The sequence below is a fragment of the Lacihabitans lacunae genome (assembly GCF_042649125.1).
GTDB classification, from domain to species: domain Bacteria; phylum Bacteroidota; class Bacteroidia; order Cytophagales; family Spirosomataceae; genus Leadbetterella; species Leadbetterella lacunae.
Window position 1 is genome coordinate 2,073,040 of sequence record NZ_JBHRYQ010000001.1, and the last position, 25,709, is coordinate 2,098,748.

Consider the following 25,709-nt stretch of genomic DNA (forward strand, 5'->3'; position numbering starts at 1 on the left):
GCATGTTAAAAGATTCGAGATTTAGATTTATTGTTTTATTCATTTTTAGCACATCACTTGTTCAAGGAGTTTTTGCACAAAGAATAGGCGTTGGAAGATCAGCAAACAATACCCCTCAACCCTCAGAGCTGGTTGACTACGCAAGACCCAAAAATTACACCATAGGTGGCATTAATGTAACAGGAGCAAAATTCCTTGACCCTAATACCTTAATATCAGTTTCTGGCTTAAACGTAAACGACCAAATTACCATACCGGGTGAGAAAATTTCTACTGCCATTAAAAGATTAATGGACCAAGGGATTATTGAGGATGTACAGGTTAATATCGAAAAAATAGAAGGTAGCAAAGTGTTTCTTGAACTTAACCTTAGAGAAAGACCGAGACTAAATAAAATAGTACTCAACGGTATAAAAAAGGGTGAACGTGAAACTGTTGAAGAAAAACTTAAAACCTACAAAGGTAAAGTTATAACAGACGCAATGGTTAAAAACCTTCAAACCACTATCAAAAAACACTTTTTAGATAAAGGTTTCTTAAATACTACTGTACAGGCTCAGCAGATAAATGATACGCTTCGTGTAAACAATGCAGCAATAGTCTTTAATATCAAAAAGAATGGAAAAGTTAGAATCAACGATATTCAGCTTAATGGTATAAAAGAAATGCCTGAATGGAAATTGCTTTCAAAAATGAAAGGAACCAAAGAAAAAGCTCCTTTGAGAATATTTACTCCTTCTAAGTTTATTGCAAAAAAATACAAAGAAGATAAAGCTAAATTAGTAGCGTTTCTAAACAAAAACGGATATAGAAACGCACAAGTAGAAAGTGATTCGATAATAAAAAGAGAAGATGGTAACATTGACATAGTCCTAAATGTGATTGAAGGAAATAGATTTTACTACCGAAACATAACATGGTCAGGAAATTACCTAAGAAATACGGACACCTTAAATCTTATTTTAGACATTAAAAAAGGCGACTTATACAATCCAGAAGAATTGGAGAAAAAGTTAAGTGGGAAGCCACAAAACGATATCAGTTCATACTACATGGATGATGGTTACCTTTATTTTAGCTGTACACCGATAGAAACCGCGATTGTGGGCGACTCAATCGATATCGAATTGAGAATAAACGAAGGCAAGCAAGCCACGATCAATAAAATTATATTGAACGGAAATACTAAAACGAGTGATCACGTAGTTTTAAGAGAAATCTTAACAAAACCAGGTCAGAAATTTAGTAAAACCGACTTAATTGAAACCGTTCAAATGTTGTCAAAACTTGGATACTTTGACCCACAAAAAATTGATCCACAGCCCAAACCTCAGTCTGATGGAACAGTGGACATAGAATATAATGTAGAAGAAAAATCGAATGATAACATAGAACTATCCGGCGGATGGGGAGGTTTACAAGGGTTTATCGGAACTTTTGGTATAGTGTTTAACAATTTCTCAATAAGAAAAATAGCAAAACTAAAAGAATACCGCCCTCTACCAAAAGGAGATGGACAGCGATTTGCAATCCGTTTTCAAGCCAATGGAGGTTTCCAAAACTATTCAGTTTCATTCACAGAACCGTGGTTAGGTGGTCGCAAGCCAAACTCATTCTCAGTAAGTTTGTTTCACTCGGTGCAAGATTATAGAAAATACTACCAAAGACTAGAGAAGTATTACGCAAATTCTAGCTATGGGAGTTTCTATTCTGGAAATTCAGCTTATACTTCAGGATATTTCAGAAACACGGGAGGGTCAATTTCTTACGGAAAAAGACTTAACTGGCCTGACAGAAACTTTAACTTAAGTGGAGCTTTTTCATACCAATACTATGATGTTAGTAACAGTTTCTTGTTAACTAACTTCCAAAATGGACAAGCACATGATGTTTCACTAAACTTTACTTTATCGCGTTATAGTTTAGATAATCCCCAGTTTACACGTAGCGGATCAAACATTTCATTAAACGGTACATTTAATCCTCCATATTCAGCTTTTGGATATAAACCTAAAACAGAAAAACTTTGGATAGAAGGTCACAAGTGGATGTTTGACGCAGATTGGTATACACCAGTAGTAGGGAAATTAATTTTCCACGCCAAAACAAACATGGGCTTTTTGGGAAGATACTCAAGCAGCAACGCATACAGTCCATTTGGTAGATTTGTATTAGGAGGAGCAGGTATGGGACTTCAAAACACAAACAGTATCGGAGTTGAATTAATTGGTTTAAGAGGATATGATGAAGGTATTGTATACGAACCAACATATGCTCAAAAGCTAAGCCAAACAACTAATTCAGGGTATTTGTCAAGAACTGGAGGTATCATTTATAGCAAGCACTCTGTAGAATTAAGATATCCGGTATCTCTTAACCCACAGGCTACTATATTCGTACTTGGATTTGCAGAAGCAGGAAATAGCTGGGGTAGTTATAAAGACTATAATCCATTTAAGCTAAGAAGGACAGCAGGTGTAGGTGCGAGAATATTTATGGCGGCTTTTGGACTACTTGGACTTGACTATGGATACGGGTTTGACCCGATACCGGGATTGCCAAACCAAGGAAGAAAATCGTTTACCTTTAGTATTGGTCAGCAAATTAGATAATTATCGAAATTTGTTAAGTAGCTGTTAATGCAGCACCTTGAGCGAAACCTTTAAAAGAACATTTAGTCAAATAGCATGTAAACCATTAAATAAAATTAGTGGGACACAAAAAAATAGAGCAAATGAAATTAAGGATATTTTTTTTACTTTTGATTTTTGCAAATTCTAGTGTTATCGCTCAAAAGTTTGGGTATATCGACAGTGAGTATATTTTGAGCAAAATGCCAGAATACAAAACTGCCACTGAGCAGATGAACCAAGTTACTGAGAAATGGTCAAAAGACATTGAGACCAAATACGGTGAAATACAAAAGCTAAAAGAGAAATACCAGCAGGAAGAAATATTATTGACTGCTGATATGAAAAAAGAAAAATTAGCTGAAATAGAAACAAAAGAAGAAGACTTTAAAAAACTAAACAATAGTGTGTTTGGTGTAAATGGACTCTTATTTCAGAAAAAAAAGGAGATATTGAAGCCAATAATGGAAGAAATATATAAATCGTCTGAAAAAATTGCTCGAAAATATAAACTTAGTTTTATCTTTGACAAAGCTTCTGACATGAGTATGATGTATGCCGACCCGCGTCATGACTATACAGATTACCTTATAGAAGAGCTAGGGCTAAACTTAAAAAAGGAAAAGTAAACCAATTTAATTATTAATTATATCAAAATGAAAATCAAACTATTTGTTACTGCTTTAACTTTATTAGCAAGTTTAAGTATTAATGCACAGTCTTTTAAATTAGGCTATACCAACATAGAGTATATTTTGCAAAACATGCCCGATTCGAAAGAAATTCAAGCGAAACTTTCGACCGAAAAAGGTCAATATGACAAACTATACCAAGATAAACTTGCTGATGCTCAAAAGCTTCTAGAAGATTATCAAAAAAACGCAGCTTCTATGTCTGCTGTAATCAAAGCTGATAAAGAAAAAAGCTTACAAAATAAGCAAAACGAACTTCAAGAGTTACAACAAAATGCTGAGAATGCATTGTCTCGTAAGCAACAAGAGCTAATTGCACCAGTTATGGATAAAATCCAAGCCGCAATTGACGCTGTAGCAAAAGAGCATGGATACACGTTTGTTCTTAACTCAGATGCTGGATATGGTACAACTCCTGTAATCTTGGTTGCTCCTGAAAGCGACAACATCACACCTCTTGTATTCAAGAAAATGGGTGTTGAAGCTCCTAAAGAAGAAGTAGCAGCTCCTGCTGTAGCTCCTAAGAAATAATATTTTAGCGAATATATTTGCCTCTATACCCAAAAGGTATAGGGGCTTTTTTATTATATGGAATACCAATACACCATACTTTCAAAAACAGCTGAGGCCGAATTTAAAGACAAAGGAAGTAAATTCATTGCATATGCATATCCGTTTGAAAACGAGAAAGAACTTAAGCCTATTTTAGAAAAACTAAGACAGGAACATTTTAAAGCTAGGCATTTCTGTTTTGCATATAGCTTAGGTGAAAGCCAAGATGTATTCAGAGCAAACGACGACGGTGAGCCTTCAGGTTCAGCCGGTAAACCTATTTTGAATGCTATTTTATCTCAAGAGATTTCGGATATTCTAATAGTGGTAGTAAGGTATTTTGGAGGAACGCTACTCGGAGTACCCGGCTTAATTAACGCCTACAAAACAGCAGCTTTGATGACCCTTGAAGCATGTGAAAGAGAAACGAAGTTTATAACAGAGCGGTATAGTTTTAGATTTGGTTTTGATAACTTGAATGACTTGATGCGGATTGTAAAGGATTTTGACCTAAAAATAATCACCCAAGAATATCACCCAGACTGCTACTTTGAATTAGAAATGAAGAAGAAACAAAGTGAGCAGATCATTCAACTTTTCGAAGACTTTAGAGCTTTTGAAATTACCGAATTATAAAAGCACCAAGTCATCGGCGTGTACCACTACCCTATTTGTTGGCCCATTTTGCAACTTTAAATCTCCTGAAGAAATTTTGGCTTGACCTACCGCGATAGTTTGAGACTCATGATTTAATATTTCAACCACTTCTCCTGACTCAAAGTCACCTTCAATACCTTTAATACCTACAGAGAGTAGACTCTTACGCATTGATATTGCCTTGCTTGCACCTTCGTCACAAATGATTTTACCGACGCTTAAACCGCCACTAGCCATCCATTTGTTTTTTGCAGATATTTTTACTTTTTGAGGTAAAAATGTAGAACCCGACTTTTGATTTAAAGCTGTTAATATCCCATCAGACTTACCCATACCAAAAATAACCACTTTAATGCCCATTTTGGTAGCTAGGTTAGTAAACGTAAGCTTAGAAGCCATACCGCCCATACCCAAGTCAGATTTAGACTTATTTACCATCCCTAGGGTTTCCTCCTCTATTTTGTTTATCAATGGCACTATCTGCCCGGCTTTATCTAACAAACCTCCAGACACTGTGCATAGCATCAAAGCTTTGGCTCCAAAGCCACCGGCTATTAAGGTAGCCAACTCGTCATTGTCAGAAAATTTCAGCTCTCTATTACTTACTACATCATTTTCGTTGGCGATAGGAATAATGTTGTTTTTCCAGAGTTCTTGATAGGTTTCTTTTAGCTGAAGAAATTGCTGGCGGTTAGCGAAATGCTGTCTTTCGCAAAGACTTTGAGCTACACGCACGCCGTATTTCTCAAACTCGTCTGCATACATTTTCAGGAGAATCGGATTGCCAATGGCAGCTGCGGCTTTTCGCTGACTGATGGTGGCTTCGTAGTTTTTTATAAAATGCTTACCCGCACCCACCGCACCCGAAGACACAATTACGATCCTAAAATGCTGTTGCAAGTCAGAAACTTGGCGGGCGATATCTGCTAATATGGCCACATCTGGCTCACCATTTACTTTGGTGATAGAGGCAGTACCAAACTTTAAAACTATTAATTCTTTTTCCATAAACACTTAAAAAGAAAACTCTTTGGGAATACTAAGTTGCTTGGCCAATGGAGCCATTAGGCCATTGTTAATATTATGCAAAATTCGATTTAAATCCGATTCAAATTCTATGAAATAATCTTCGTGCAGTTTTTCTATTAATTTCAAAATCGCCCAGACTTTTTTCAGAATATAGGTATATGCTTTTTCGTAATAAAAACTAAAGTTCCCCTCTACAAAAACGAGCTTATTGGTTTCTAAAACACAGTCTACCAAAAAAACAGCTAAACGAACCTCGCCTATTTTGTCAGATGTAATGCGTTTGTGATGCGTAATAGTGGCATTGGCTTTTCTAATGTTTTGCAGCATTGCCTTCTCTTTTTGCCCTTTAGAAATAAAAATAAGAGTAGAAATGTCAGCTTTTGCTTGTTGAAAACGCTCCTCTAAGTCTAAAACGGGATCTTCTAAAAGTTTATAGTGGAGCTGCTCAATCAAAATTGGCTTTTGTGAAATAAGTCGAAGCAAAAGTCGATCTTTCTCTTTTTGAGGTAAAGTCAAAATACTATGTTCGAGTTCTTTTACAATTGCTTTCGGCATAATTTATATAATCATAAGGATTCGCCAAAAAGCAGAAATAAGCACCAAAATCAATGAGATAGGCGTTAGCACTTTCCAACATAAATACATGAGCTGATCGATACGTAAACGTGGCAAAGTCCACCTCACCCACATTTGTAGAAACATACCAAAATATGCCTTTACAAACAGCCAAAACGCACCCCAAATATGAAAAGTCAATGTATCGGGCTGGCCGCTAGTCCAAGTGGCAAGTTTTAAACTTCCGATGTTAGGCAAGGGGGTATTCCAACCACCTAAAAACAAAACTGCGGCCATTAAGGATATTAGAAGCATCATGCCGTATTCGGCTAAAAACAAAATGGCCCACCTAAAACCCGAATATTCGGTGTGGAAACCCGCTATTAATTCCGATTCAGCTTCTGGCAAATCAAAGGGTGCTCGGTTAGCTTCAGCCAAACCTGCGATAAAAAATATGATGTAACCAATAAATAAAAATGGGCTTCTGAAAATATTCCATGTCAAAAATCCACCAACGTCTGTGGTGTTTATGCCCAAGGCTTTTATGCCCAAAAGATAATTGGCGTCAGGAGAGAAAATACCTTGCTGTGTACTGATTTCTTGCAGATCTAAACTAGAACAGGTTATTGCTACACATAGGACTATCAAACCCATCGGAACTTCATAAGAGAGCACTTGAGCCACACTTCGCATAGCACCCAAAAGTGCATATTTGTTGTTAGAAGCCCAACCTGCCATCAAAATTCCGACTATATCTAAAGATATTATTCCGAGTAAAACAAACACTCCGGTCTGTATGCCAGATCCTTGCAAGCCACCCGAAATAGGTATAAATGCAAATCCTGAAAAAATAGAGGCAAAAATCAGGTACGGAGCTAACTTAAAAAGAGTCTTGTTTACACCTGTCGGAATAATATCTTCTTTCTGAAATAACTTAAGTAAATCGGCAATTAGCTGAAGTAATCCCCATTTCCCTACTTCCATAGGCCCTAACCTGTCTTGGATAAAAGCAGAAACCTTACGCTCGAGATACACGCTCACGATTACGTTTGCTCCTACTACAGCCAAGAAAATCAGAAGTGGAATATACATATTTAGCTATTTGAGATAATTAAAATTCAGCAGTTTTTGGTGCTCTTGGGAAAGGAATCACGTCGCGAATGTTCCCCATTCCGGTTACAAAAAGAACCAAACGCTCAAAGCCTAATCCGAAACCTGAGTGAGGAGCCGAACCAAATTTACGTGTTTCTAGATACCACCAAATATTTTCTGGGTCAATACCTACTTCTTCTACTCTTTTTAGTAGTTTTTCGTAGTTGTCTTCACGCTGCGAACCACCAATTATTTCTCCAATGCCTGGAAATAGAACATCCATTGCACGAACAGTTGGGCCAGGAGCCGCTCCGTTGTCATCATCTTGCTTCATATAAAAAGCCTTGATGTCTTTCGGATAATTAGTCAAAATAACGGGCTTCTTAAAGTGTTTTTCAACCAAATAACGCTCGTGTTCTGACTGAAGGTCAATGCCCCAAGCCACTTCGTATTGAAACTGCTTCTTTTGAGCTGGCTTAGAACGAATTAAAATCTCAACCGCTTCTGTATAGGTTATTCTTTCAAAATCATTTTCGACCACAAACTTTAACTTATCCAATAGGCTAAGCTCCGAGCGATCGTTTTGTGGTTTAGATTTTTCTTCTTCCAACAAGCGTTTTTCTAGGAATGCTAGATCATCCGCACAGTTTTCTAAAGCGTATTTGATCACATATTTTACAAAATCTTCGGCCAAGTTCATGTTGTCTTCTAATTCATAAAAGGCAACCTCTGGCTCTATCATCCAAAACTCTGCAAGGTGACGTGTAGTATTTGAGTTTTCAGCTCTAAAAGTAGGTCCGAAAGTATAGATTTTAGAAAGTGCCAAAGCACCCAATTCACCTTCTAACTGACCTGAAACGGTGAGTGAAGTCTCTCTTCCAAAAAAGTCTTGTGTGTAATCTATGGAACCGTCTTCCGCCAATGGAGCCTTGTTGGCTTCAAAAGTACTTACTCTAAACATTTCACCTGCACCTTCGGCGTCAGAAGCCGTAATGATAGGCGTATGTAAATAAAAGAAACCGTTATCGTTGTAATATTTGTGTACGGCAAATGCCAAGGCATGTCTGATTCTAAAAATAGCACCAAAAGTGTTGGTTCTGAATCTTAGGTGTGCTTTTTCTCTTAAAAATTCAAGACTATGTTTTTTGGGCTGCATCGGAAAAGTCTCGTCGGCAATACCATAAACCTCTATTTCAGAAGCAATAATTTCTACAGATTGACCTGCTCCAGCAGAGGCCACAAGCTTACCCGTTACGGCAATACATGCACCTGTCGTGATTTTTTTAAGGATATCTTCTGAAATAACTCCGTCTTCTACTACCGCTTGGATATTAGAAATAGTGGATCCGTCATTTATATTTATGAAAACTATATTTGCCTGTCCTCTTTTAGTTCTTACCCATCCCTTAGCTACTATATCCTGACCATCAGGCTTTTGCAACAAAATCTCTTTAACTTGCATATACTCTTCTATCTGTTTTGTTTCGAATAAAATAATGAAATTACGAAACCGCAAAATTAAGGGTTTTGAGCCTTAAAAACTAAGAAGAATTACAAAATCGAGTTTGAATCTTAAAAAAAACAAATTATCGAATACTACTTTTTATAATTCTCCAAAAGATCTTTTTCAGAATCTTCTTTGGCGTAGGCAATTAATGCAGGAAAATCTAACTGAGTAATCACCTTTTCTTTTGAGACATCTCCAAAAATCTTATCGTAAGGTATTTTGTAGTTTGGCTTAATATTAAGCGAATAAAGGGCATTAATATCTTGCTGTGTAGAAGTTTCATGAGGTACTACTAGGCCATTTTGATTGGCATATTCAAAACGAGTTTCGTCAACAAGTAAAGGCAAAACTTTGCCATAAACTTCAAATTGTCTTTTGATAAGCACTTTTCTGCTCGGCAACTTGGCTTTTCCTGACCACCAAATATCTCTGACGGCTATCATAGCATCGTAGGTATCTTCTCTGCTCGGCACTACCTCTAATTTCTCGAGGGTTTCACTAATTAAGTCAGTCATACTTTCTTCGAATGGCTTATCAGACAATAATGATTTTATACCCAAGTGAACACCTAAAAGGTTAGAATACGCGTCTTCCAATGAAAAACTCGAATATCGCTCAGGGACCATAGGAATATATGAAGCACCATAATAAGTCGATATTTCGTGCCATACAGATAGATCATATGCGATTTTTCCAGCCAATTGGGCTGCATCATAATTTGAAATATCTGCGTCTATTTTGAATAAAACTGTTTTCATTCCGGCTTCATTTCCAAGTTTTAAGGAAAAGTTTTCATTTTCTTTTTCACTTTGAATATAGCTATACAGATACCCTGTAAAATCCGCAATGTCTCTAAGGTGACCTAAATCAATGAAACCACCGTTTTGTGTATAAACTATGCCATTATTTTCTTCTTTTGCTCCCAAAAACTTATGAGCACCTATTTTAGAAACTTCTGTTATTTCGGTGATTTTTAGAAAAGGAATACCCGCCACTTTCACATCAGCACCAAATGAGCAACAGGTGCGAATAATGCGAGGAGGAGGCGTTTTGAGGTTTTTATTTAAAATAATTGGGGCCTCAGCAAACGCATTGAAAGATAGAGCAAAAAATAAAACTTGTAAAAAGTACTTCATTATTAAATATTTATGGACGCATTTTAATAAATAACGTTTTTAAAATACAAATATTAGATGTTTTTTGTTCAAATATTACGGTTTATCTTTGGCCTTAAACACCGAACAAAGAAAACTTTTGATTATGAATCAGCATATTCCTCAACAAACCGATATAGTTGCAGCACATCAGCGAATAAAACCCTATATAGTTAAAACACCAGTACTTAGGTCTGATTTCTTGGATGAACTGTGCGGTGCTGAATTATTTTTTAAATGTGAAAACCTACAAAAAATTGGAGCTTTTAAGGCTAGAGGTGGCCTAAATGCGGCACTTTCTTTACCAAAAGAAAAGCTTTCAAAGGGAATTTGTACACATTCCTCTGGAAATCATGCCCAGGCGATAGCATTGGCCGCCAAACTATTAAATACAAAGGCTTATATAGTTATGCCAAAAAATGCTCCAGAAATAAAAATTAATGGGGTAAAAGAATTGGGTGCTGAATTGATTTTTTGTGAGCCAAATCTGGAAGCAAGAGAAAACGGTGTAAAAGAAATAATTGAAAAATACGGAGCGGAGTTTATTCATCCATTTGACAACTATGATGTGATAGCGGGTCAAGCTACAGCTTCGAAAGAGCTAATGGAAGAACAGGTAGATCTCGACTGTATTTTTGCTCCTGTTGGAGGCGGTGGTTTGTTAAGTGGAACAGGGCTTTCGGCCAAATATTTCGGCAAAAAAGTACAAGTTTACGCTGGTGAACCTGAAGGTGCAGCGGATGCTATTTTGTCTTTCAAGAGTAAAAAAATAGAGAAGGCACCTTACATAAACACCATAGCAGATGGCTTATTGACGAACCTTTCTGACAAGACATTGGAAATTATACTTGATACCGTCATTGATATTTTCACTGTGAGTGATGAAGAAATATTGGCGGCTTTAAAGTTGATATACGATAGACTTAAAATTATAATAGAGCCTTCATGTGCGGTTCCTTTTGCGGCTCTTTTGAAAAACAAAGCTGCTTTTCAAAACAAAAAAATAGGGATTATTCTTTCTGGTGGAAATGTAGATTTAGCCAAACTCAAATTTTAACCCGATTTAATTGATAAAAATTAGCTCTACGCGTCTGTTTTTACTACGGGTACTTTCTGTGGCATTGCTGGCTATGGGCTTCAAACTGCCGTAACCTTTGGTTTTGATTCTTTTGGCATCTATTCCACTTTTTACCAAAAACTCCTTAACAGCTTCTGCTCGTTCTTTTGACAGTTTCAGGTTGAGGTTAAAGTCTCCTTGGTTATCGGTATGGCCACTTAACTCGATTTTTAACTTAGGGTTTGTTTTCAAAAAACTACTCATTACCTCAAGTTCAGGGCTAGACTCCGGCAACAAAACCGATTTACTTTGTACAAAATAGAGATTTTTAAGCACACCCTCTATTTTAGATTTCTGAAGTTCTATTGGATTAGAAAAAACTTCAAATTGGTTTTTAGCAGTTTCTTCATCTATAAAAAAGTCGTAGAGTTTAATCATGGCTACCGCTCCTGAAGTAGTTTCGCGGCCCTCTTCTCTAAAAAAACTTATTTTCGCGGTGTTGTCAATCTCCATGTTATTGTCAACATCTATAAAACTAAACTTTAGTTTACCTTCCAAATAAATATTGAGCCTTTTGGTGGCGGCATCTCGTGTGGTTACCAGATGCACGTATTTACCCTGCTTTGCACCCACTTCGTCTCCAAGCAACTGACTGTAAAGCAAAAGTGAGGCTTCGTCATACCTAAAGTACATTTCGATACCATAAGAGCCGGAAATGAAATTTTTGATTTTTGAATTATCGAACATCAAACCCGAATTGCGTGGAATCAGATATACCACACGTGGTTCTTTGCCTAGTTTCTCCACTACTTCCTTTTTAAAACTTCCTCTTTGACCTTCTACAAAAAGCTCAGGAAACGCATACGAAAACTCAGCTAAGCCTTTGTCAAAATAGTATAAAGCCTCTCGCTGCGACCAGGAAGAATGAGAAATAAAAATCAGAAGGAAAGCGAATAGACGCATTGAAAACAATATTTTTGTGACCAAATATACATTTTTTTGGCGTAGCTATACTAAACAAAATCCCCGATTTTTCAACCGGGGATTTAAATTAGCTCACCACTATCGATGCGTGATCATATTTTTTATTAGGCATAACAGCCCACATAATCAGATACATAAAAACTATAGGCACGGGAGTGAAAAACATTCCAACTGCTATAACTCTTAGCAAAGTTACGTCTATCTCGAAATACTCTGATAAACCCGTCATAACTCCACCCAACATACTTTCTTGTCCTTTTATTCTGAATAACTTTTTCATTTTTTTGTTTGTTTTAATTTGATACTTCAAAACTAATACCAAACATGGTACTGTGCAATGCAAAGTAGATGAATGGTTATTTTTATTTAAGAGTGGAAGCCAGACTATTTGGCCAAAACTTTTATTTCATTTCTATTAGTGTTACGCCTTGCCCACCTCTATCTGCGTGTTCGTCTGCCACACTTTTTATCTGCGAATAGAGCTTAAGGTGGTTTCTTATGAGGTTTCTCAATATTCCGTCGCCTTTGCCGTGTACGATTCTCAGCTGCGGATACCCGAGCAAAATGGCGTCATCCATGAGGTTATCTACCAAACCGAGTGCCTCTTCGCCACGTTTTCCTCTAATATCGAGATTAAAGCTAAACTGAGACATACGCTCATTTATATTAAAACCCTTTAGGTTTTCTTTGGCTGCTTCTTTTAGTACCTCTTTAAATTCTTTCTTTGACACCTTCTCCAAACGCACCAACTTAACATTAGATTTGAGTTCTCCAATAATTATTTCTGCGTCTTTGCCTTTGAGTGCCCCTACGGTTCCTAATGTGGTTTGCCCTTTTATTCTAACCAAGTCGCCTACTTTTATTTCGCCGCTTTCTTTTTTAATAATCGGCTCTTTATTAATAAGCTTTGGCTTTTCTACCACAAGTTCTTTTTTCTCAAAATCTACCAAGTCTTCCCTTAATAACTTGGTCAGTTCTTTATCCGCTTTTCCCTCTTTAATTTCGCGAATAGTACTTTCAATCTTCTTGTTGGCTTCTTTTAATATATTCTTTGCTTGGTCTTTGGCGTCGTTTACGAGTCTTTTCTTTTCCGATTCCAGAAAATCCTTTAGTCCGTTATATTGTTCTATTTTAGATTTGAGTTCTCTTGTTTCTTTTTGCAAATCGGCATTTTGCTGCGAGAAAACCTTTTTTTCGATCTCAAGTTCCTTTAATAACTTCTCAAAATTAACTTGATTCTTACCCAACTTCCTTTTGGCATTTTGGATAATACCACTTGGCAAACCAATTTTTTGTGCCACTTCTAAGGCAAAAGAGCTTCCCGGCTGACCCGTTTCGAGTTCATAAAGTGGCTCGAGATGCTCGGCATCAAATTTCATGGCTCCATTTATCAACCCTTCATTTTTATCGGCAAAAACCTTTAGGTTAGTATAGTGCGTATTTACCACGCCAAAAGCCCTATTTTTTACCAATTGCTCCAAAATAGATTCAGCAATAGCTCCTCCCAAATTTGGCTCGGTTCCTGTTCCAAACTCATCTATCAAGAAAAGTGAACGGCTATCGGTATTCGCCAAAAAATGACGCATATTGGTCAAGTGAGAACTATATGTACTCAAATCGTTTTCTATACTTTGCTCATCGCCAATGTCTATGAAAAGGTTTTTAAAGACACCCACTTTAGAGTCAGGAGCTACAGGCACCAACAAGCCACACTGGGCCATATACTGAATGAGACCAATGGTTTTTAGCATTACAGATTTACCACCGGCATTTGGACCAGAGACAATCAAAATACGATTTTCGGCCGTCAAATTAACCTTTAGCGGAATTACAGACTTGCCTTGTTTTTGGTGTGCCAAATACAAAACAGGATGCTTTGCATTTTGCCAGTCTACTACGGTGTCTTCTACCAATAGTGGATTGGTGGCGTCTATTTTTTGTGCAATTCGGGCTTTTGCTCGTATGAAGTCCATTAACCCCAAAAAGAAATATGATTTTTCAAGAGCCGGAATATGTGGCCTAAGTCTGGCGGTGAGCTGTTCCAATATTCTGATAACCTCTCTTCGCTCTCTAATTTCGAGATCACGAATCTCATTATTGGCCTCTAAAACTTCACCGGGCTCAACAAAGGCAATCTGCCCAGTAGAGGATTCGTCATGCACGAAACCAGAAAGTTTACGCTTATGCTCTGCCAAAAGTGGCAAAACCAAACGGCCATTTCTGACCGTGAGTGTCATTTCTTCGCCTATCCACCCTGAGTTTCGGGCTGTTCGGTATATTCTCTCTAAGGTGCGTTTTACGTTTTGCTGCTCTACCGCTAGTTTTCTTCTGATTTCATAAAGTTCGCGTGAGGCATTGTCTTTCACTATACCCCGCTCGTCAATCACACCGCCTATTTCGGCAATTAAGTCGGCCCAACCAGAGGTATTATACTCTGGAATGGCAGTTTGCATTAACTCTTTTAGCCTAGGGTATCGGCCATCTTCTTTATTTTTAAAGAAATGAATAATTTGCTGAATAGTAGTTAACGAAAGTTTTATATCAAAAAACTGCTCTTCATCTAAAAAAGCACCTTCAAGGGCTGCTCTTTTGAGCGAAGCCGTCACATCTAAGTAGTTTTGATTTGGAAACGAGGACTCCAGCTGAATAATAAGTCTAAACTCAGCCGTTTGGTCAATCATTTTTTTAATCTGATCAAACTTATCTGAGAATCTGATTTTATCTACAAACGACCTTCCAAGTGAGCTCACACATTCTTCTGAAAGGAGTTCTCTTATTTTGTCGAAACCTAATTTTTGTTCTATATTTTTTGGATAAAGCATCCTAAGTCTTAAATGTTTGGTAAATTTTGTTATTCCTTAAGCAAACCAAAACTAGGCGTGTAGGGTTTGTTTTTTTGAAATAAAACACAAAGTTACGCTTTAATAAAATAAAAAGGACGATTCAAAAGCTTTGAACCGTCCTTTTTTAAATATTTTTTTGAATTACATTTAGCTCAACATAACCGCTGTACCAGAGGCCGTAACCATAAGCATACCTCCGTTTTTACCTAAACTTTCGTAGTCGAAATCTATCCCCACCACTGCATCTGCACCGAATCTTCTCGCACGGTCAATCATTTCGTTCATGGCGGTATCTTTTGCTTCTCTGAGTACTCGCTCATACGAACCTGACCTTCCTCCTACTATATCTCTAATACCCGCTAAAAAATCTTTGAAAATATTGGCTCCAATTATGGTTTCACCCGTAACTATGGCTTTATATTCTGTAATGCTGCGGCCTTCAATTGAATTTGTCGTTGTTAATAACATAGCTTTTATTTTGATTTATTTTAATGATTCAAAATAAATGCAAAAAGCATAATCCCACATTACAATTGGGATAAAAGGAAAAAAGGGATTGAAATATTTGACAAAGTCAAAGATGAACGAATTAACGCATCTTGGCTCTTTTGGCTAAAAAACTAGCCAGAATCTGATCAAAGCCTAAATTGATGTCTACCTCTATAAAATCTATCTTATACTGCCCACATTTTATTTTCAAATCGTGGGTGTAGCTATTCAAGGTATTAACGTATTGCTCTTTGACTTGATTAGGTTGCAGTTTTACTTTTTCACCAGTTTCTAAATCTACAAATTCATAAGGTCTGTCGTCAAAATCAAAATCGTGCTCGGTTTTCTTATCTACTACATGAAATAGCAAAACCTCGTGCAAGTTATGTTTTAGGTGCTGCAAAGCAGAAAATACTTTCTCAGCGTTATTAATATCCTCAAACATATCCGAAAAAATAACCACCAACGAGCGTTTGTGAATCTTTTCTGCAATGAGGTGTAAGGTTTCTACCACAGAAGTTCCTTGGTTTTTCTGAGTTCTGTCTAACACATTCTCTAATTCTACAAAAATCTTGTGAATGTGATTCGAGGTAGATTTACATTGTGTTTGCACCTCAATATGATCCGAAAAAGTGGTTAAACTCACGGCATCTCGCTGACGCTGGAGCATGTTAGCCAAAGCCGCAGAAGCCAAAACCGAGAAGTTTAATTTACCGTTGTTTTTTACGGGATAATACATCGACGATGAAACATCTAAAATGATATTACATCTTAAGTTTGTTTCCTCCTCATATCGCTTCACAAAAAGCTTATCTGTCTTGGCGAATACTTTCCAGTCCATGTGACGGGTACTTTCGCCATTATTGTACAATCTATGCTCCGCAAATTCCACAGAAAACCCGTGAAAGGGCGACTTGTGTAAACCTGTAATAAATCCTTCTACTAATTGCTTAGCCAAAAAATCTAAATGGCCATATTCCCGTACTTTAGATAAATCTAAATTTTGCATTTAATTTAAGCGTTTTGTAGAATCTAAAAGTTTCGAACTCATATCGTTTTTAAAAGGGACTTTAACTCGGGTAGAATCTCCATAAAAGAGCTCCTGCATTAAACCTGACTCAGGCCTTGTATTTAACAAGACTTCGCCGTTTTCGCCCACTATTTTAGCCTTAATTTTAATAACACCCATCATAATCATCCCCAAGCGTTTGGCGGCACCGTAAGATACGTCAATTACGCGAGCTCGCGAATAAGGGCCACGGTCATTTACGCGTACTATTACCGACTTCCCATTTTTTAGATTGGTTACTTCAAGCATCGTACCAAAAGGTAAGGTTGGGTGTGCACATGTGTAATCGAGGTTGTTCATGAGCTCCCCGTTGGCGGTTTTACGGTTATGAAACTTGGTGGCATAATACGAACAGCTACCACTAAATACCTTTCCTAACTCCACGCCTTGAGCCACAGAAATTTGGAATGAAAATAAGACTAAGAAAAACATCTTAATTCTTAAAAAATGTTTTATTGGGGTGAAGTTCATAACGGCAAAACAATGAAAAAAATAAAAATTTATTGTGATGTAAATCTAAAGTAGAACAAATAGGTCAGCAAAATACAAATATTTATTAGTTTAATTCTAAAAATCAACCATTCACGCTTCTTTTTTTAGTTTAATATTTTTTTTTTGAGTTAATAAAAACTTATTTTTGATTACTATAAAATAAACCCTAAATAACCATAAAGTGGACAGAGAAGAGCAAGACAAGATTTTTTCGAAAAGAATCCGGGCAGGAAAACGCACGTATTTTTTTGATGTGAGAGCCACCCGCTCTAATGACTATTATCTGACAGTAACCGAAAGTAGAAGATTTCTCAAAGAAGGAGATTTTGTTTACGAAAAAAGCAAACTATTTATTTATAAAGAAGATTTTGAAAAAGTGGTGGAAGCTCTCCAAGAAACCGTAGACTACATAAAAAATGAATTAATGCCTGAGGTAGACTTTTCTCAATTTCGAGATAAAGCAGAATTAGGCGATCACAAAAGCTTTGATGAAGAAATAGGCGGCTCGGACCTAAAATGGGTTTAATACATACTACCCGAAGGTATCACATTCAAACCTTTTTTATCTGAAATTGAAAAAGCCATCATAGCCTTAGCTACTTTAGTAGCCGTGATGGCTTTATAGTTTTTTGGAGTTAAAAAATCAAAAAACAACATCACTTTCTGACCTACAGACTCCATAGTTCGCTGCTCTTTGCGGTCACCTAATAACATTGAAGGTCTAAAAATGCCCAATTGTCCGAAATTAAAATTGGCAAGTGAGTCTTCAACCTTTCCTTTTACTTGATTATAAAAAAACATAGAGCTGGCATTGGCACCCATTGCAGTCACTATCAGATAGCTTTCGCAGCCATTTTGCTTGGCTAACTGAGCCACTTCCAAGGGTATTTCTTGATCTACTCTTATAAAGGCCTCTTTGCTCCCTGCTTTTTTGATGGTGGTTCCGAGGCAACAAAAAACTACGTCAATATCTTTAAAAACGGGATATGGCACATTTTTTTCGAAGGAATAAACCACCTGTTTTAACTTGGAATTTGAGATTTTAAGCTCAGAACGCGACCAAGTTTCTATTTTAGAAAACTTTTCGTTTGCGAGTAACATCTCTAATAGATTACCTCCCACCAAACCCGTAGCACCTAATACTAAAGCTTTCATATTTTATAAAAATTTAATTAGGTCGTCTATATATTCTCTTGTATTGGCTAGCCTAGGCACTTTGTGCTGCCCACCAAGTTTGCCTCGGTTTTCCATCCATCTATAAAAAGTACCGGTTTGAGCAAAATGCATTTTCGGAATATCCAAGGCCATATCATTTCTTCTTTTGGCTTCATAGTCTGAATTTAGTTCCTTTAGCTTTTCATCAAACTTAGATACAAAAAGTTGGGTATCTGCCGGATTTACCGAACACTCCACCACCCATTCGTGGCCACCTTTGTTATCGCTCTGCATATATATAGGAGCTCCCGAATATTCTTTTACGGTAACTTCACAAACCTTCGCAGCAAACGAAAATGCTTGATCTGCGTTTTCTACCATCAGTTCTTCGCCAAAGGCGTTAATAAACTGTTTGGTACGTCCACTAACTTTTACCCTAAACGGATAACGCGAAGTAAACTTGACGGTATCGCCTATTTTATATCGCCAAAGTCCGCCGTTTGTAGAGATTACCACCGCGTAGTTTTTGCCTATTTCTGCATCGTCTAAGGTAATTGCTTTAGGAAATTCCTTGTCCCATTCTTCCATGGGTAAAAATTCATAGAAAATACCGTAGTCAAGCATAAGGAGCATTTGGTCTTTAAGGTCGAAGTCATCTTGAATACCGAAGAAGCCCTCGGAAGCATTGTAGGTCTCCATGTATTTGACCTTGTTGCCTGGAAAAAACTTGGTATTAAAGAGTTCTCTGTAAGGTGTAAACGAAACCGCTCCATGAAAAAACACCTCAAAATCAGGCCAAACCTCCAGTATATTTTTAGCTCCTGTGCGTTCCATAATATTTTCTAAAAGCACCACAGTCCATGTAGGAACACCCAAAATACTGGTAACGGGCTCTTTGGAACAAACCTCTATCATATGTTCCATCTTGTCTTCCCATTTTTCTAAAAGGGCAAACTCCGCACTTGGTGTACGCATGTATTCGGCCCATTTGGGCAAATTACGCGTTATCACTGCCGAAATATCGCCTGCAATGGTATGCGTATTAAATGGATTTGGATGCAGTGAGCCACCGATAGACAAGGCTTTGCCTTCAAAAAGGAGGTTTTCCGGGAAGTTTTCTACGTATAAAGTCAAAAGGTCTTTGCCGCCCCGGTAGTGGCACTCCTCCAGTGACTCTTCGGAAACGGGTATAAATTTACTTTTGGAATTTGTAGTTCCCGAAGATTTAGAAAACCAAAGGATTTCCGAAGGCCAGAGCACATTTTTTTCGCCTTTGAGTACACGCTCTATATATGGATAAAATTCCTCATAAGTAGAAACGGGAACTCTTTCCTGAAAATCAGCGACCGAACGAATGTCTTTGAAGCTGTGCTTTAATCCAAACTCGGTATATTTCGCTCTGTCTATTAAGCCAAAAAATACTTCGTTTTGCGTCTCAATCGGAAATTCTTTGAATTCCTCGATTCGAGTTCGCCTTCGTTTGATAAAATAGCCAAGTACATCGTTAATCAGACTCAATTTTCAAAAATAAGGTTATAGGTTTATACTTTTTGCTCTATTGGGATAGTCCGTAATTAATCCATCGCATCCCATTTCTTTTACTTTTCGCATATCGTCGAGCGTATTTACCGTCCAGGGAATCACCTTGATATGCTTTTCTTTAAGTTCATTTACCATTTCTGGCTTCAAAACTTTAAAATAAGGACTCCAAATATCGGGTTTAAATCCGAGTTTGTCAATATTGTAAGTTATTTCATTGTTTTCCATAGGTTCAAGCAAAACCGAAATATCAAAAGGCTTTGTTTTTGATTTTAGTGCACACTCATTTAAATACTTCAAGACGTTAAAATCAAAGCTCTGAATAGTCAAGTTTTCTGGTTTTATTTTTTTGCCAATCGTTTTCAAAACCAAATCACAGAACTCCTTGGGCTTTGGCTGCGAAATGCCATATTCCTCCACCAAACTTTTAATTTCAATATTGTATTTTATTTCAGATCTACCTTTTGTTTTCAGATGTGCATTTACTGCTTTAATTACATCGGTGAGTAAGGGCTTGTAAACTGCCATTTTTTGTTGCTCAGGGTAGCCCGAATGCCCTTTTAAACCAACATCGTACCTTTTTATTTCATTATACGTGAGTTTGTGTAAATTCGAGTCTTGCATTTTCACAAAAAAACTCCCATCGGGTTTGGTCGTAATTTCAGGATTAAACTGTGGCTCATGGCTTACTACTACTTTGTTATCTTTTGAAATGATAACATCAAGCTCTAGCGTTTCCACGCCCTCGTCAATTGCCCGCAAAAATGCCGGTATCGTATTTTCGGGCATCAGCCCTCTACAACCTCGGTGTCCTTGAATTTCAAATTGTGCAAACCCAATATTCATGTTTAAAAAACTTAAAGAAATGAATAAAATAAATGTTTTTATCGAATACATTTTATTAAAATTTAAATGAAAGCTCTACACCACCGTTATAGTTTCGGAGCGGTGCTGGGTTATAAAATCTATTGCCGAAGGCATTAAAATCATACCCAAAACTATATGCTTGATTAAATAAATTCTCAGCTCCTACGTATACTTTGGCGGCCAATTTCCTGAAGTCCTTTTTATAACCTAACCTAAGCTGTGACATCCAAGCGGCATCGGCATAAACCGTATTGTCGTCTTTTAGTGGCATTTTTGAGAGATAATTAATTGCCAAATTTAGATACACCCCACTTTTTTGAACAAGAGAAGCACTGATAAAAAGATTCTGCTTGGCTACACCGGGAAGGTTTTTATCGTTATAATTTACAGTTGGGCTAAGTTCGTATTTTTTATAAGTAAAATCATTTAAAGTCAACGAAGCAGAAACGCTCGCATCTTGAATAAACTTCTCGGTATTTTGATTTACAATTTGATACCTAAACTGCGTCTCCAAGCCCTGTTGTACCAAATTACCTAGGTTTTTAAAATATTCGTTTCCCGTAAAATTTGTAAATCTAACCAAACCGTCTTGCACCTCAAGCGAGAAAACGGCCACATCAAAACTCAACTTTTTATCTGAATATTTTATCCCAAATTCAGTATTATTTCCTTTTTCAGGCAAAAGATCTACGTCTTGAGCGTATTGGAGTGTCGAGGTGATTTCTTGAACGGTGGGCGAAGAAAATCCAAAACTGTAACTCGCATAGGCCGAAAAATGATTACCAAGCGGCTTCAAAATCGCTATTCGCGGTGCCACGGGCACTTTAGCCGCGTAGTTTAATTTTACTAACTCCTTACCTGCCACCAAATGATCTACTTGGCTTTTTTGAGCATTAAAACTTAGGCCAGCCGTAAAAATCAAATCAGAAAAAAGCGTTTTCTCAATCTGACCAAATAGCGAACCTTGAAAAGATTTTACATCGTCATATCCTTGTAACTTTCCTTTTTGGCCTGCATTGTTATCAAAAACATCAAAACTCGAGTTGGTTTGCATTCCTTCGAAACCAAAAACTAGGTTAATACCCGTCTCTTCAAAATTCTTTTTCAATACTGACCTCGCTCCCAGCGAATGTTCTTTTCGATCTTCGAAATTGGTAATAAATGGGTTTTGCAAATGGCCCGTATTGAATGTTAGCGTAGACTGCAGCGACCAATTATTTTTAAAAAAAACCAAATCAGAAAGAGCCAAATAGGCAATCTTCTGGTCAATAGCCGCTTTTTGAGCTTCTGCACTAGGTAAGGTAGCAGTAGCCAAACGTGCCGCTTTTCTATTAGCCTGCATTTGAGCAAGGGTCAATCCTCCCGGAGTTTGATAGTTGGTTTGGGCCAAATAAGAAAAAACCGAAAGCGTATGATTCGGTTTTAAGAAAAAATCAGAATGAAGCGTAAGTCCTGCTCTTTTTAAAGCTGAATTTGCTCGATATCCATCCGATGTATTTTGAGAAAAATTAATAGTGGTATTGTTTTTTGCAGAACCAAATTGATAGCCAATTCTGGAATTGACAATACCATAACTTCCCACATGAACACCCGCAGAGGCGGTTTGACCGGCACTTGCGGCTTTGGTTTGTAGGTTTAAAACACCGCCAATACCGGCTCCGAAAATACTCCCTGAAGGCCCTTTTAATATTTCAATGCTTTGGAGGGCGTTCATGTCTATTTGGTTAAAATAGGTGATTCCGTTAGCATCCGAAATCGGGATTCCATTTAGGTACACTTTGACATTTCTAACCCCAAAAGGCGACCTTAGCGAACTGCCTCTTATAGCCAGCCTGTAACTACCCGGCGAGCGTTCTTCCATTCTGACACCCGCCTGTGAATTTATAGCATACGTCAGATTGGTATTGCCAAACTGTTCGATTTGCCGAGTCGAAATCTTTAAGACCGAAGCTGCGGTTTTTAGGTTACTTTGGTTTGTTTCAAAACCTCTGACGAGGGTTTCTTCTAAAACTATGGTAGAGTCTTTTTGTCCGAAAACAAACGAAGGCAAAACCACTAATGCTCCAAAAAATATAAATTTACTTTTCAAGATGTTTCTCCCACTCATTATAGTTTACATTGTATTTTGCCAAAACGTCGTCAGGAACCCCGTCCCACTTATTGGCTTGATTCCCGGCATAGCCTAGGTCTTTAAGCCCCATTTCTGAGGTAAAAAAGCCCGTTGCGGTCAGATTTCGCAATAAATTAAAAAAAGCAACGCCTTGTGAATGCTCAGGTTTGGATTTTTCTGGATAGGCAATCAGGTCAATTATTTGAATTCTTTGAGCGGCACTTAAAGCTGTAAACTTAACCTTAAACATTTTAATGGCCATGTTATCTACCCACATCAAACCTCCACGCATAGGCGTTTGGTGAGACGGAATATCTTTCACAATAAACTCTATAAAATCAGGCACACCTGCTTGCGTAGCCGACCCTGAAGTAGCGTCAGCAGGAATAATAATATCGACCAAAACCTTAAGCGAATCCATTTCAGCTTTTGAGAAAAACTTTTCGGCTTTTAATTTATTATCGAAAATTATTTCTTCTCTTGTTCGGCCATTGGCAGCTTCCGGAATCTCTTTTTCAACCGGAGTTTTGGGTTTGGTTTGTGCACTTGCAGTGCCAGCTACTACCACTCCGGCAGTACCTAAACCTATGTTTTTTAATATATCTCTTCGTTTCATATTTCTATATTTTTTATCCAAATGGTCTTTATTAAAAAGCTCATTTGATCAGAAAGGTTTGAAAATTATAAATTCTTGGCTTTTACTTGTTCCAAAATATAATCTGAAGTTCGCATAGATAAAGCCAAAATGGTCCAAGTAGGGTTTTTGTCTGCTTGAGAAACAAACGCTCCACCATCTACCACAAATAGGTTTTTGACATCATGAGATTGTCCGTATTTGTTTAAAACCGACCTGTTTTTATCACTTCCCATCCTTACAGTTCCCACCTCGTGAATAATTCTACCAGGAGCCAAAAGGCCGTAGTTGGTATCAGCACCTGGTTTGGGACCGTTCGGAATACCGCCCATACTATGGATAATTTCTTCGAAAGTGTCTTGCATGTGCTTGGCTTGTTTTATCTCGTAGTCGCTCCATTTGTAATGGAACCTAAGCACCGGAATCCCCCATTTGTCTACAACCTTTGGGTCTATTTCACAATAATTATCTTCTCTAGCGATGGCTTCGCCTCTACCTGCCATTCCGATATTTGCCCCATAAAAGAAACGATAATCGTCTTTGAGCGAAGCTCCATATCCTCCTGCATCTTTGGTTATACCGTTTCTGCCCGGATATTTACCGTTTTGATTCTCAATTCCAAAACCGAAACCATATGAAGGCATACCCATACCACCACCATATTCGATGTGATAACCACGAGGAAAATCTAGTTTTGCGTTGTCTAACCACCAGGGCGAATACACGTGCATACCACCCACGCCATCTTCGTTGTATCTTTTTCTATCAACCAAAGAAGGTACAAACGCTGACCTGCCAGCCCCAGTAGAATCGTGCAGATATTTACCAACCACTCCTGATGAATTCGCTAAGCCATTTTGAAAACGTGAAGACTTAGAATTTAACAACAAACGAGCTGATTCACCCGCAGAAGCTGCTAATATTACTATTTTGGCATTAACTGTGGCTTCTGTAAGTGTCAATTTGTTTACATACGAAACCCCAGTTGCTATTCCGTTTTCGTCGGTTAAGACTTCACGAACCATGGCGTTATTAATCAAGGTGAGATTACCCGTCTTTAAAGCTGGTTTCACTAAAACCGATGAAGATGAGAAATCGGCATAGGCCATACATCCGCGACTGCACTGCCCACAATAAAAACACGACCCACGCTCATCGTTGATGGGTTTTGTAAGCATTGACATTCGAGAAGGGATAGTGGTAACGCCTGTTTTTTTGTTTGCTTCCAAAAGTAAAAGTTCATGTAAACGAGGTTTTGGAGGAGGCAAAAATATAGAATCTGGATCATTTGGCAGGTTTTCTTTTGTTCCAAAAACACCTATTAATTGATCTACTTTATCATAGTACGGAGCTACATCTTCGTAGCTAATCGGCCAATCTTCGCCTAAGCCATCTATGCTTTTCCTTTTAAAATCCTTTGGTCCGAAACGTAGTGAAATACGCCCCCAGTGATTGGTTCTTCCACCAAGCATTCTGGATCTAAACCAGTCGAACTCGGTGCCGTTTTTGCGGGTATAGGGTTCCCCTTCTATTTCCCAGCCACCCCAAGCGGCATCAAAATCACCGAAGGCCCTTCTTGTACTTGCCCCTCTTCGTGGCGACTCATACGGAAACTTGAGTTGGGTGATATATTTTGGATCTGCCGGGTCATAAAATCCACCTGCTTCTAATAAGCAAACTTTGGCTCCGGCTTTTGTAAGTTGGTAGGCTGCCATACCACCACCTGCACCAGACCCCACTATGATGACATCAAATACTGTGGCTTGGTTTTTAATTTGAAAATCTTCCATTTACGTATAGAGTTGAATTATGATATACTAAAGTAGGAAGTAATTCTTATAAATGGCAGAATTAAGAGAACGAAAATAGGAGAATTATTAATTTATTTAAATAAATCAAAAAAAGCAGAAGTGGCTATTAAAAATTAAGAGAGCAAGGACTTACGGTTTGGCCTGAACTTTACTATTTTTCCGTGTAGCTCTCCATTTTTTAAAATCAGGCCACATGGGGTCAGTAAACAAAGAGATTCCATAACTGTAATATGGCCCACTAAAGGCATTGCTCAGTTCATAGATTTTAAGACTATGCCTATAACCGGCCATTACGTTAAGTCCAAGATATCGGGTTGCTTTATAGTCAACCCTAAGACCCAACTGAAGAGGCACAAACAAATCTTCTTTTTTCCATATTTGCAAATCGCTCCCAAATGACTCTTGGCTAACATCGCCAGTGCCAATACCTACCTCTACGGGCAAACTCAGCTGCCACCTGTAGGAGTTTATGAGATAATGATAATACATCAAATTAAAATAATGCAGGTCTATTTTGGTATAATAATCTAGATTAATTAAGGAAGCCCTATTTTTACTAAAATCAATAAAACGCAGATTACTTTTATAGTTTGCCCAATAATAACCCAATAGCAATTTAGATCTTTTTCGACCAAATGATATACCTCCACTTACCCCATTGATATTTACAATCTTACTATTCGAAAACGAATTTCGAGTATCTAGTTTTAGTGCCACTGAGACCTTACTATTAAGGGTAGTATCAGGAGTTAATAAAAACTTCACGACTCCTTGACTAAAGGAACCAAATG

Annotated in this window: 24 protein-coding genes; 6 read left to right on the forward strand and 18 right to left on the reverse strand. The window is 37.7% G+C overall.

Going from position 1 to position 25,709, the window contains the following annotated elements:
- The first annotated feature begins 2 nt into the window (after nucleotides 1-2).
- The 4 genes from bamA to ACFOOI_RS09045 all read left to right on the forward strand — a co-directional run bounded on the left by bamA (nucleotide 3) and on the right by ACFOOI_RS09045 (nucleotide 4,510).
- Complete coding sequence (bamA, locus tag ACFOOI_RS09030; RefSeq protein WP_379837220.1) at nucleotides 3-2,612, forward strand: outer membrane protein assembly factor BamA; 2,610 nt, start codon at nucleotides 3-5, stop codon at nucleotides 2,610-2,612.
- Nucleotides 2,613-2,734: 122 nt separating this feature from the next.
- Nucleotides 2,735-3,259 (forward strand): OmpH family outer membrane protein, encoded by a 525-nt coding sequence (locus tag ACFOOI_RS09035; protein ID WP_379837221.1) that lies wholly within the window; start codon nucleotides 2,735-2,737, stop codon nucleotides 3,257-3,259.
- A gap of 27 nt (nucleotides 3,260-3,286) precedes the next feature.
- Nucleotides 3,287-3,853: an OmpH family outer membrane protein gene (locus tag ACFOOI_RS09040; protein WP_379837222.1), complete on the forward strand. Its 567-nt coding sequence runs from the start codon at nucleotides 3,287-3,289 to the stop codon at nucleotides 3,851-3,853.
- 57 nt (nucleotides 3,854-3,910) lie between these two features.
- Nucleotides 3,911-4,510 carry an IMPACT family protein gene (locus ACFOOI_RS09045; protein ID WP_379837224.1) on the forward strand — a complete coding sequence of 200 codons (600 nt, stop codon included), beginning with the start codon at nucleotides 3,911-3,913 and terminating at the stop codon, nucleotides 4,508-4,510.
- Here ACFOOI_RS09045 and proB read toward each other — a convergent pair.
- The 5 genes from proB to ACFOOI_RS09070 form a co-directional block, all read right to left on the reverse strand.
- On the reverse strand, nucleotides 4,505-5,539 hold the full coding sequence (gene proB, locus ACFOOI_RS09050; protein ID WP_379837226.1) for a glutamate 5-kinase: 1,035 nt from the start codon (nucleotides 5,537-5,539) through the stop codon (nucleotides 4,505-4,507). The genes ACFOOI_RS09045 and proB overlap by 6 nt on opposite strands.
- A gap of 6 nt (nucleotides 5,540-5,545) precedes the next feature.
- Entirely contained in the window at nucleotides 5,546-6,115 is a 570-nt protein-coding gene (locus ACFOOI_RS09055; RefSeq protein ID WP_379837228.1) for a hypothetical protein, read from the reverse strand.
- A gap of 3 nt (nucleotides 6,116-6,118) precedes the next feature.
- Nucleotides 6,119-7,207 carry a complex I subunit 1/NuoH family protein gene (locus tag ACFOOI_RS09060; protein ID WP_379837230.1) on the reverse strand — a complete coding sequence of 363 codons (1,089 nt, stop codon included), beginning with the start codon at nucleotides 7,205-7,207 and terminating at the stop codon, nucleotides 6,119-6,121.
- A 19-nt stretch (nucleotides 7,208-7,226) separates the two neighbouring features.
- Complete coding sequence (asnS, locus tag ACFOOI_RS09065) at nucleotides 7,227-8,669, reverse strand: asparagine--tRNA ligase (protein WP_379837232.1); 1,443 nt, start codon at nucleotides 8,667-8,669, stop codon at nucleotides 7,227-7,229.
- Nucleotides 8,670-8,803: 134 nt separating this feature from the next.
- Nucleotides 8,804-9,850 (reverse strand): DUF4056 domain-containing protein, encoded by a 1,047-nt coding sequence (locus ACFOOI_RS09070; protein WP_379837234.1) that lies wholly within the window; start codon nucleotides 9,848-9,850, stop codon nucleotides 8,804-8,806.
- Nucleotides 9,851-9,974: 124 nt separating this feature from the next.
- On the opposite strand from ACFOOI_RS09070, the gene ACFOOI_RS09075 reads away from it, so the two are divergent.
- Nucleotides 9,975-10,925 (forward strand): threonine ammonia-lyase, encoded by a 951-nt coding sequence (locus ACFOOI_RS09075; RefSeq protein WP_379837236.1) that lies wholly within the window; start codon nucleotides 9,975-9,977, stop codon nucleotides 10,923-10,925.
- Nucleotides 10,926-10,931: 6 nt separating this feature from the next.
- On the opposite strand, the gene ACFOOI_RS09080 is transcribed toward ACFOOI_RS09075, so the two are convergent.
- The 6 genes from ACFOOI_RS09080 to ACFOOI_RS09105 all read right to left on the reverse strand — a co-directional run bounded on the left by ACFOOI_RS09080 (nucleotide 10,932) and on the right by ACFOOI_RS09105 (nucleotide 16,742).
- On the reverse strand, nucleotides 10,932-11,888 hold the full coding sequence (locus tag ACFOOI_RS09080; RefSeq protein WP_379837238.1) for an OmpA family protein: 957 nt from the start codon (nucleotides 11,886-11,888) through the stop codon (nucleotides 10,932-10,934).
- A gap of 88 nt (nucleotides 11,889-11,976) precedes the next feature.
- The gene (locus ACFOOI_RS09085) at nucleotides 11,977-12,189 is read right to left on the reverse strand and encodes a PspC domain-containing protein (protein WP_379837240.1); all 213 of its coding nucleotides are present in this window, start codon (nucleotides 12,187-12,189) and stop codon (nucleotides 11,977-11,979) included.
- A gap of 121 nt (nucleotides 12,190-12,310) precedes the next feature.
- Nucleotides 12,311-14,731 (reverse strand): endonuclease MutS2, encoded by a 2,421-nt coding sequence (locus ACFOOI_RS09090; protein ID WP_379837242.1) that lies wholly within the window; start codon nucleotides 14,729-14,731, stop codon nucleotides 12,311-12,313.
- Nucleotides 14,732-14,899: 168 nt separating this feature from the next.
- Complete coding sequence (locus tag ACFOOI_RS09095; protein WP_379837244.1) at nucleotides 14,900-15,220, reverse strand: heavy metal-binding domain-containing protein; 321 nt, start codon at nucleotides 15,218-15,220, stop codon at nucleotides 14,900-14,902.
- 121 nt (nucleotides 15,221-15,341) lie between these two features.
- A complete protein-coding gene (locus ACFOOI_RS09100; RefSeq protein ID WP_379837245.1) occupies nucleotides 15,342-16,250 on the reverse strand; it encodes a DUF58 domain-containing protein in 909 nt (302 codons plus the stop codon).
- The gene (locus ACFOOI_RS09105; RefSeq protein WP_379837247.1) at nucleotides 16,251-16,742 is read right to left on the reverse strand and encodes a septal ring lytic transglycosylase RlpA family protein; all 492 of its coding nucleotides are present in this window, start codon (nucleotides 16,740-16,742) and stop codon (nucleotides 16,251-16,253) included.
- A gap of 241 nt (nucleotides 16,743-16,983) precedes the next feature.
- Between ACFOOI_RS09105 and ACFOOI_RS09110 the strand changes: the two genes are divergently transcribed.
- The gene (locus tag ACFOOI_RS09110) at nucleotides 16,984-17,328 is read left to right on the forward strand and encodes a DUF3276 family protein (RefSeq protein ID WP_379837249.1); all 345 of its coding nucleotides are present in this window, start codon (nucleotides 16,984-16,986) and stop codon (nucleotides 17,326-17,328) included.
- Here ACFOOI_RS09110 and ACFOOI_RS09115 read toward each other — a convergent pair.
- The 7 genes from ACFOOI_RS09115 to ACFOOI_RS09145 all read right to left on the reverse strand — a co-directional run bounded on the left by ACFOOI_RS09115 (nucleotide 17,325) and on the right by ACFOOI_RS09145 (nucleotide 25,683).
- Entirely contained in the window at nucleotides 17,325-17,957 is a 633-nt protein-coding gene (locus ACFOOI_RS09115) for an oxidoreductase (RefSeq protein ID WP_379837250.1), read from the reverse strand. The two genes, ACFOOI_RS09110 and ACFOOI_RS09115, sit on opposite strands and share 4 nt — an antisense overlap.
- A gap of 3 nt (nucleotides 17,958-17,960) precedes the next feature.
- Nucleotides 17,961-19,475, reverse strand: a complete 1,515-nt coding sequence (locus tag ACFOOI_RS09120; protein ID WP_379837251.1) for a GH3 auxin-responsive promoter family protein — start codon at nucleotides 19,473-19,475, stop codon at nucleotides 17,961-17,963.
- 15 nt (nucleotides 19,476-19,490) lie between these two features.
- Nucleotides 19,491-20,393 carry a glycerophosphodiester phosphodiesterase family protein gene (locus ACFOOI_RS09125; RefSeq protein ID WP_379837253.1) on the reverse strand — a complete coding sequence of 301 codons (903 nt, stop codon included), beginning with the start codon at nucleotides 20,391-20,393 and terminating at the stop codon, nucleotides 19,491-19,493.
- A gap of 4 nt (nucleotides 20,394-20,397) precedes the next feature.
- A complete protein-coding gene (locus ACFOOI_RS09130; RefSeq protein WP_379837255.1) occupies nucleotides 20,398-22,452 on the reverse strand; it encodes a TonB-dependent receptor in 2,055 nt (684 codons plus the stop codon).
- Complete coding sequence (locus ACFOOI_RS09135; protein ID WP_379837257.1) at nucleotides 22,442-23,089, reverse strand: gluconate 2-dehydrogenase subunit 3 family protein; 648 nt, start codon at nucleotides 23,087-23,089, stop codon at nucleotides 22,442-22,444. Before ACFOOI_RS09135 ends, ACFOOI_RS09130 begins: the two co-directional genes overlap by 11 nt.
- A 65-nt stretch (nucleotides 23,090-23,154) precedes the next feature.
- Complete coding sequence (locus ACFOOI_RS09140; RefSeq protein WP_379837259.1) at nucleotides 23,155-24,897, reverse strand: GMC family oxidoreductase; 1,743 nt, start codon at nucleotides 24,895-24,897, stop codon at nucleotides 23,155-23,157.
- 150 nt (nucleotides 24,898-25,047) lie between these two features.
- Nucleotides 25,048-25,683: a hypothetical protein gene (locus ACFOOI_RS09145; RefSeq protein WP_379837261.1), complete on the reverse strand. Its 636-nt coding sequence runs from the start codon at nucleotides 25,681-25,683 to the stop codon at nucleotides 25,048-25,050.
- Nucleotides 25,684-25,709 lie beyond the last annotated feature (26 nt).